Origin of the sequence: Micromonospora sp. NPDC052213 (genome assembly GCF_040679695.1) — a bacterium.
Lineage (GTDB): Bacteria > Actinomycetota > Actinomycetes > Mycobacteriales > Micromonosporaceae > Micromonospora.
Genome location: NZ_JBFAVI010000398.1, coordinates 1 through 1,103, shown reverse-complemented (window position 1 = coordinate 1,103; position 1,103 = coordinate 1). Strand labels below are relative to the sequence as shown.

Annotated in this window: 1 protein-coding gene; it reads left to right on the top strand. The window is 69.6% G+C overall.

What is annotated here, in order from left to right; translation table 11 throughout:
* Positions 1 to 12 precede the first annotated feature (12 nt).
* Positions 13 to 1,103: NAD(P)-binding domain-containing protein (locus tag AB0L34_RS34240; RefSeq protein ID WP_363709824.1), on the top strand; the 1,091-nt coding region annotated here is incomplete at its 3' end.

The window sequence follows — 1,103 nt, the reverse complement described above, 5'->3', positions numbered from 1 at the left end:
ATGGTCGACGGGGTGTTCGAGGTCCGGGCGGGGGAGGAGGTGTTCCGGGCGCGACGGCTCGTCGTCGCCACCGGCGTCTCGCAGCCGTACCGGCCGGAGATCCCGGGCCTGGAACTCGCCGAGCAGTACGCGGAGATGTCCGTCGACCCGCGCGACTACCTGGACCAGAAGGTGCTGATCATCGGCAAGGGGAACTCCGCGTTCGAGACCGCGGACAACCTGATGGAGACCACCACGCTGATCCACGTGGCCGGGCCGAGTTCGATCCGGATGGCCTGGCGCACGCACTACGTGGGACACCTGCGCGCGGTGAACAACAACTTCCTGGACACCTACCAGCTGAAGTCGGCGAACGCGATCCTCGACGGCGACGTCAAGCGGATCGAACGCGACGGCGACGGCTTCACTGTGACCTTCTCGTTCTCCCGCGCCGACGACGTGGTCAAGGAGCTGCGGTACGACCGGGTGCTCGCCTGCACCGGGTTCGCCTTCGACGCGTCCATCTTCGACGACACCTGCCGTCCGCAACTCGCCATCCGGGACCGCTTCCCGGCGCAGACCGCGGAGTGGGAGTCGGTGAACGTGCCCGGCCTCTACTTCGCCGGCACCCTCACCCAGCAGCGCGACTTCAAGCGCTCGACGAACGGGTTCATCCACGGCTTCCGGTACGGCGTGCGGGCCCTGCACCGCATCCTCGGCGCCCGCCACCACGACACCCCGTGGCCGGCCACGCCGCTGGAACCCACCCCGGAGGCGATCGCCGACGCGGTCATCGCCCGGATCAACCGCACCTCCGCGCTGTGGCAGCAGTTCGGTTTCCTCGCCGACGTGGTCACCGTCGCCGGGTCCGACGCGCGCTACCACGAGGAGGTGCCCGTCGAGTACTTCACCGGCACCGGCCTGCGTACCCCCGACCACGACTACGAGCACGCCTTCGTGGTCACCCTGGAGTACGGTCCCGAGCACGACCAGGTGGACCCGTTCGACGTCACCGTCAACCGGGTCGCCCAGGACGTCGCCGGCCAGGCCCACGACGCCGCCTACCTGCATCCGGTCGTCCGCCATCACCGGGCGGGCCGGGTCGTCGGCACCGACCACCTGGC